Consider the following 5,977-nt stretch of genomic DNA (forward strand, 5'->3'; position numbering starts at 1 on the left):
CGCTTCGTCTTCGGCGACTTCGAGTACATCGGGATCCGGCACACCGCCGAGCGGTTGCGCTGGGAGTAGATGAGGTTGATCGGCGCCTCGTAGCCCGGCACCAGCCGGCGGTACGAGTTGGTCGTCGGCGCCGCGAAGGCCAGGAGCGCCGGGGCGTGCTTGATGAGCCCGCCGATGTAGAAGCGCGCCATGTCCGACAGCCCTGCGTAGCCACGGGCGTTCCAGAAGAGGTTCTCGCCGTTCTTCCACAGGCTCTGGTGCACGTGCATCCCGGAGCCGTTGTCGCCGAACATCGGCTTGGGCATGAAGGTGGCCGTGTACCCGTGCTCGTCGCACACGTTCTTGACGATGTACTTGTACATCATGATCTGGTCGGCCATGCGCACCAGCGGGCCGTACTTCATGTCGATCTCGGTCTGCCCGGCGGTGCCCACCTCATGGTGGTGCACCTCGACGTTGATCCCCGACGCGATCATCGCGAGCACGATCCGGGACCGCAGGTCTTGGAGCTTGTCCACCGGCGGCACGGGGAAGTAGCCCTCCTTGTGCCGCGGCCGGTGCCCGGGGTTGGGGGTGCCGCCGTTCTGGCCGGAGTTCCAGATCCCCTCTTCCGAGTCGATGTGGTAGTAGCCCTCGTGCGCGTTCTGGTCGAACCGCGCGGAGTTGAAGATGTAGAACTCGGCCTCGGGGCCCCAGTACGAGGTCGTCGCGATGCCGCTCTTCACCAGGTACTGCTCGGCCTTCTGGGCCACGTAGCGCGGGTCGCGCGAATAGCGCTGGCCCGTGATCGGATCCTTGATGTCGCACGTAAGCACGAGCGTCGGGACCTTCAGGCACGGATCCACGAACGCCGAGGACGGGTCCGGCAACAGGAGCATGTCGCTCTCGTTGATCGCCTGGAACCCGCGGATGCTCGACCCGTCGAAGCCCAGCCCCTCCTCGAACACGTCCTCGGAGAACTCGCCCACCGGGATCGAGAAGTGCTGCCAGGTGCCGGGCAGATCGGTGAAGCGCACGTCCACCATCTGCGCGCCGCTCTCCCTGGCCTGGCGGATCACGTCCGCGGGCCTCGTGGCGGGGGCTTTGCTCGTGGTGGTGCGCTTGCTGGTCTTGGGCATCGTCGCGGTCATGGGCGGGTCCGGTTCAGGAGTCGAGACTCGTAGGGTACCCAGGCGTTTGCACGATGTCAAGCAAAAAGCGTGCAAACTGCACGGAAGCAGGCCCCAGGCGCGATCAGGCTACAATCTTGTACAAATTGTGCTGCGGAGGCGCGACAAATGTGGCGTCCCTACGGGCTCAGCCCCTCGAGAAAGGCCCACAGCTCGCTGGCCGACAGCTGCCGGGCCCGATCCAGGACTTCCTTGTCCGTCCACTCCAGGAAGATCCAGGTCGTCGCCCGGTGCCGGTCGTCGGCGAGGAAATGGAGCCTGGCGCGAACCGCGCCGATGTCCGGATGGGGCTCCGCCTGCAGATAGACTTCCCAGCGCGCGCCTCCTCGGGCCAACTGGCCGAGGTGCAGGGCAGCCTTGAGCCAGGGAAAGCGCGGCGATGGTTCCATGGCGGCCCCGCCGGCGGCTATTCCGGCGGCGGGTCGGTGGCAGGACGCTCGGCGGCGCGCTCCGAGGCTTCGACGTAGCCGCGCAAGCTCGCGCCGATGATCTCGTCGAGATACTGGTCGATCGCCAGCATGACCTCGAACGCGTCGCCGCGCCCCCAGTCCAGCTGCTGGCGCAGGAACCGCCAGATGGCATGCCGCAGGTGCCGGAATTCCCGGTACAGGTCGGCGGCATCGTAGCGGGCGAGGCCCCGCAGCTTGCCGAACCGGAGGCCGCGCCGGCGGCGGGCGATCGACCGGTCGGGCGACGCGCCGTCCTCCCCCTCTTTCAACGCCTGCGCGATGTCGGCCAGCAGGGCCGGCACCTGGTTGGTGAGGAGCAGGTCGGGGAGCCGCTCGTCGCCGGCAATAGCGGTGTCGGCCCGGACCAGGTCGCGCCAGTTCTGCGCAATCTCGTTGGTGTGGCGGAGGATCGCGTCACCGGCGTCCCGGTAGGCCTGGCTGACGAGGGACATGCTCTTGAAGCTAGTGGCCGGACGGCAAGTTGCCAGTTGGCGCACCGTCTTGGCACCGGCGCCCCTTCGGCGCTAAGCTTCGCCCGATGTCACCCGAACTCCAGAAGTGCCCGTCCTGCGGCGCGCAGACCGGCGGCAAGTTCTGCTCGGAGTGCGGCGCGCCCCTCGCGCCGTCCGCCTGTCGCTCCTGCGGCGCCAAGCTGTCGGCCCGCGCCAAGTTCTGTCCGGAGTGCGGCACCCCGGTGACCGGGGTTGCGGGCGGAGGCCAGCCCGCGGCGCGCGGCATGCCCAGGAACGACCGGATGGCGTGGTACGTGGCCGGCGTATGCGTGCTCGCGCTCCTGGTGGTGGTCGTCGTCGTGGTCGCGAAGAAGAGCGGCGCGCCACCGGCGGCCGCTGCGGAGAGTGCGGCCGGCGCCCCGGCGGCCGGCGAACGGGCGACCACCGACCTCTCGTCCATGACGCCGCGCGAGGCGGCCGACCGGCTTTACAACCGCATCATGACCGCGAACGAGGCCGGCGACACCGCACAGGTCAACTTCTTCGCGCCGATGGCGCTCCAGGCGTACGCCAACCTGGGCGGCGATCTGGACGCCGATGCTCGGCTCCACCTGGGGCTCGTCCAACTGGCGATCGGCGCCACCGTGGCCGCCGCGGCCGAGGGCGATAGCATCCTGCAGAAGACCCCCAACCACCTCTTCGGCTGGCTCCTCAAGGCGCGGGCCGCCGAAGCCCAGGGCGATGCGGCCCGCGCCAAGCGCGCCTACGAGGCGTTCATGAAGAACTACGACGCCGAGATGGCGAAGAAGCGCCCCGAGTACCAGGAGCACGCCCAGATGCTGCAGGACACGCGGAACCGGGCACAGCGGGCGGGCGCGGGCGGGGCCTGACCGTGCCGACCATCCGGGTCGCGCACAGCCCGGACTCGGACGACGCCTTCATGTTCTACGCCCTCGCCGGCGGGAAGGTGGCGACGGGCGACCGGCGCTACGCCCACGAGCTGGCCGACATCGAAACCCTGAACCGACGCGCCGTGGCGGGCGAGCTCGACGTCACGGCGGTGTCGTTCCACGCCTACGCCTACCTGGCCGACCGTTACGCCCTGCTCGCGCACGGCGCCTCCGTCGGGGACCGTTACGGACCTCGCCTGGTCGCGCGAGCGCCTCGCCCGGAGGACCCGCGCGCGGCGCTGGCCGGACGCCTGGTCGGGGTGCCGGGCGAGCTCACCACGGCCTACCTCGCGCTGCGCCTCTATCAGGCCGGCGCCCGCACCCGCGTGCTGCCGTTCGACGCCATCGAGGATGCGGTGCTCGCCGGCGACGTCGAGGTCGGGCTGTTGATCCACGAGGGCCAGCTCACGTACGCGGACCGGGGGCTCAGCCTCTGGGAGGACCTCGGGGAGTGGTGGGCTCGCGAGACCGGCCTGCCGCTTCCGCTCGGCGGCAACGTGGTGCGCCGGGACCTCGGCGCCGATCTGGTGCGCGCCGTCGCCGCGGACCTCAAGGCGTCCATCGTCTGGGGACTGGCGCACCGCGACGAGGCGCTGCGGCACGCGCAAGGTTACGCGCGGGGGATGGACACGCGACGCACCGACGAGTTCGTGGGCATGTACGTGAACGACTACACCGTGGACCTCGGGCCCACGGGGCGTCACGCCGTGCAGCGCCTGCTGGACGAGGGCCATCGCGCCGGCGTCCTGCCCACCGCCGTTCGGGCGGAGTTCGTGGGCGCGTGAGCGCGCCCGCCGCAGCCGCGCGTCCCGTCCCGCGGGTCCTCATCGTCGAGGACGATCCGGCGCAGGCCAAGCTGGTCGAGCTGCTCGTGGCCAACGCCGGCCTCGCCGTCGCGGGGGTCGCCGCCACGGCGGAGGCCGCCGTCCGCCTGGCCGGCGAGGTGGACGTCGTCCTGATGGACTTCCGGCTGGCCGGCGACCGCACCGGGCTCGACGCCCTCCGCGACATCCGCGCCGCCGGCCTCCTCGCCTCCGTGATCGTGATGACCGGCCACGGCAGCGAGCGCGTCGCGGCCGAGGCGCTGCACCTCGGCGCGAGCGACTACATCATCAAGGACGAGAGCTTCACCACGCTGCTGCCCGAGGTCGTCGCCCGCGTGGTGCGCGTGCGGGAGATCGAGCGCCAGCTCGCCGCCGCGCAGCAGGACCTGATCCGGGCCGAGCGCCGCGCGGCGATCGGCGAGATCGTCGTCGCGCTCTCGCACGAGATCAACAACCCGTTGATGGCGCTCACGGCCAATCTCGACCTGCTCCGGCTCGACGAGCGCGCGCTGCCTCCCGCCGGCCGCGACGCCTTGAAGGTGGCGCGCGAGCAGTTGACGCGGATCACGGACATCCTCAAGCGCGTGGGCGAGCTCGACCGCGAACGGGCGACGACCTACGTGGCCGGCACCCGCATGACGGACCTGAAGGCGTAAGCCGCAAACCAGACGCCGAGCCCCGAAGGCCCTTGCCCCTCGGAGCTCGGCGTCTCGCCACGGTCCTGGTTCTTCAGTCCGCCGCCGCGCCCTCCGGCTCGGGCGTGCCCGGGGCCTCCCGCGGCGCCTTCGCGCGGGCGGGCCTTCCCGCCGACACGAGCGCCAGCACCTTCGACCCGAAGTCGTCGAGATACGAGTACACCACCGGGACCACGATGAGCGTCAGGATCGTCGAGGTGATCAGGCCTCCGATCACCGCGCGCGCCATCGGCGCCCGGAACTCGCCGCCCTCGCCCAGCGCGAGCGCCGTCGGGAGCATGCCGAAGATCATCGAGAGCGTGGTCATCATGATCGGCCGGAACCGGATCTCGCCGGCGTCGATCAGCGCCTGGCGGCGGGTGCCCCCCTTCTCGCGCGCCTTGTTCGTGAAGTCCACGAGCAGGATCGCGTTCTTGGTCACCAGCCCCATCAGCATGATCACGCCGATCATGCTGAGGATGTTGAGCGTATCGCGGGTGAGAGCGAGCGCGACCAGCACGCCGACGATCGAGAGCGGCAGCGAGAGCATGATGGCCAGCGGCTGGAGGAACGACCCGAACTGCGAGGCCAGGATCAGGTAGACGAAGATGATGGCCAGTGTCAGGGACTCGAGCACGTAGCCGGTCGTCTCCGCGAAGTTCTTCTGCTCGCCCCCGTAGTCGATCCGGTATCCGGGAGGCAACGGCACCGTGGCGAGGCGCTTGCGGATGTCGCCCATGACGCCGGTCAGCGGCCGGTCCTGGTAGTTGCCCTCGATCCGGGCCGAGCGCTCGAGCGAGAGCCGCTTGATCTCGGCGGGCGCGCCCGAGGGCGCGATCTGGGCCACCTGGCCCAGCGGCACCATGACCGGCGAGAGCGTCCGCGGATTGAGCGTCGCCGTCGCGATCGGGATCCTGCCGAGGTCCGCGTACGAGGTGCGGAACTCCGGCGCCACCTGCACGATGACGTCGTGGCTGTACCCCGCCTCGTCCTCGAACGTGGTGGCCGTCTGGCCGGCGAGCACCGTGCGCAGCGTGCTGGAGATGGAGCCGACCGAGAGCCCGACGTTGGCCGCGAGATCGCGGTTCACCTGGATCACGTACTCGGGCTTCCGACCCTCCAGGCTCGACTTCAAATCCACGAGGCCGGGCACGTCGCCGATCGCCGCCATCATCCGGTCGTTCAGGTCCTGGAGGCGGGTCATGTCGGGCCCGAGGATGTTGACCTGGACGGGCAGCTGGCCGCCGCCCATGCCCGAGGCATCGAGGATCCCGGTCTTGACCCCCTTGAACGACGGCAGGGCCGCGCGCAGCGCGATCTGGAACTTGTCCTGCGAGAGGTGCCGTTCGCCCCTCCGCTTCAGCCGCACGTAGATCGTGCCGTCCGTGACGCTGGGGGTGTAGCCGCCCCCGATCGTGAAGTAGGTGTACGCCACCTCGGGCCGCGACCGCAGGAAGCG

At 70.2% G+C, this 5,977-nt stretch carries 7 protein-coding genes; 3 read left to right on the plus strand and 4 right to left on the minus strand.

The window, feature by feature from the left end; genetic code table 11:
• The 3 genes from glnA to VMF70_10885 form a co-directional block, all read right to left on the minus strand.
• Positions 1 to 1,130 (minus strand): type I glutamate--ammonia ligase (glnA, locus tag VMF70_10875; protein ID HTT68523.1); only part of this gene is annotated, 1,130 nt, incomplete at its 3' end.
• Positions 1,131 to 1,288: 158 nt separating this feature from the next.
• Positions 1,289 to 1,558 carry a hypothetical protein gene (locus VMF70_10880; protein HTT68524.1) on the minus strand — a complete coding sequence of 90 codons (270 nt, stop codon included), beginning with the start codon at positions 1,556 to 1,558 and terminating at the stop codon, positions 1,289 to 1,291.
• A gap of 17 nt (positions 1,559 to 1,575) precedes the next feature.
• Positions 1,576 to 2,070, minus strand: a complete 495-nt coding sequence (locus tag VMF70_10885; protein ID HTT68525.1) for an RsbRD N-terminal domain-containing protein — start codon at positions 2,068 to 2,070, stop codon at positions 1,576 to 1,578.
• A gap of 86 nt (positions 2,071 to 2,156) precedes the next feature.
• Here VMF70_10885 and VMF70_10890 point away from each other — a divergent pair, with 86 nt between their 5' ends.
• The 3 genes from VMF70_10890 to VMF70_10900 are packed head-to-tail and all read left to right on the plus strand — an operon-like array spanning position 2,157 to position 4,500.
• Positions 2,157 to 2,960, plus strand: a complete 804-nt coding sequence (locus VMF70_10890) for a zinc ribbon domain-containing protein (protein ID HTT68526.1) — start codon at positions 2,157 to 2,159, stop codon at positions 2,958 to 2,960.
• A 2-nt stretch (positions 2,961 to 2,962) separates the two neighbouring features.
• A complete protein-coding gene (locus tag VMF70_10895; protein ID HTT68527.1) occupies positions 2,963 to 3,805 on the plus strand; it encodes an MqnA/MqnD/SBP family protein in 843 nt (280 codons plus the stop codon).
• A complete protein-coding gene (locus tag VMF70_10900) occupies positions 3,802 to 4,500 on the plus strand; it encodes a response regulator (GenBank protein ID HTT68528.1) in 699 nt (232 codons plus the stop codon). The genes VMF70_10895 and VMF70_10900 overlap by 4 nt, the downstream gene beginning before the upstream one ends.
• A gap of 73 nt (positions 4,501 to 4,573) precedes the next feature.
• Here the strand turns inward: VMF70_10900 and VMF70_10905 are convergent.
• Positions 4,574 to 5,977: efflux RND transporter permease subunit (locus VMF70_10905; protein HTT68529.1), on the minus strand; the 1,404-nt coding region annotated here is incomplete at its 5' end.

Source organism: Gemmatimonadales bacterium (assembly GCA_035502185.1).
Lineage (GTDB): Bacteria > Gemmatimonadota > Gemmatimonadetes > Gemmatimonadales > JACORV01 > Fen-1245.

Bases quoted from the DNA above. Each gene is read 5' to 3' on its own strand.
- VMF70_10885 (HTT68525.1), bottom strand. From the start codon at position 2,070: ATGTCCCTCGTCAGCCAGGCCTACCGGGACGCCGGTGACGCGATCCTC.
- VMF70_10890 (HTT68526.1), top strand. From the start codon at position 2,157: ATGTCACCCGAACTCCAGAAGTGCCCGTCCTGCGGCGCGCAGACCGGC.
- VMF70_10880 (HTT68524.1), bottom strand. From the start codon at position 1,558: ATGGAACCATCGCCGCGCTTTCCCTGGCTCAAGGCTGCCCTGCACCTC.